The organism is Pseudoalteromonas sp. P1-16-1b (assembly GCF_001401785.1).
Classification (GTDB): Bacteria; Pseudomonadota; Gammaproteobacteria; order Enterobacterales; family Alteromonadaceae; genus Pseudoalteromonas; species Pseudoalteromonas undina.
In genome coordinates this window covers 1-207 of the sequence record NZ_LKGQ01000089.1, presented here as the reverse complement: position 1 = coordinate 207, position 207 = coordinate 1, and the positions used below count along the sequence as shown (strand labels likewise).

Below are 207 nucleotides of genomic sequence, written 5' to 3'. Positions count from 1 at the left end.
AAAGTGGTGGGCGCAGGAGGATTCGAACCTCCGACCGCCTGGTTCGTAGCCAGGTACTCTATCCAGCTGAGCTATGCGCCCACTTTCATATTTACTTATTTAAACTCTAAGTGAGAGTTGAAAGTGGTGGGCGCAGGAGGATTCGAACCTCCGACCGCCTGGTTCGTAGCCAGGTACTCTATCCAGCTGAGCTATGCGCCCACTTTC

2 tRNA genes are annotated in these 207 nt (G+C 53.1%); both read right to left on the bottom strand.

Going from position 1 to position 207, the window contains the following annotated elements:
- Window positions 1-4: 4 nt before the first annotated feature.
- A tRNA-Arg gene (locus AN392_RS18360) sits at window positions 5-81 on the bottom strand.
- Window positions 82-124: 43 nt separating this feature from the next.
- A tRNA-Arg gene (locus AN392_RS18355) sits at window positions 125-201 on the bottom strand.
- Window positions 202-207 lie beyond the last annotated feature (6 nt).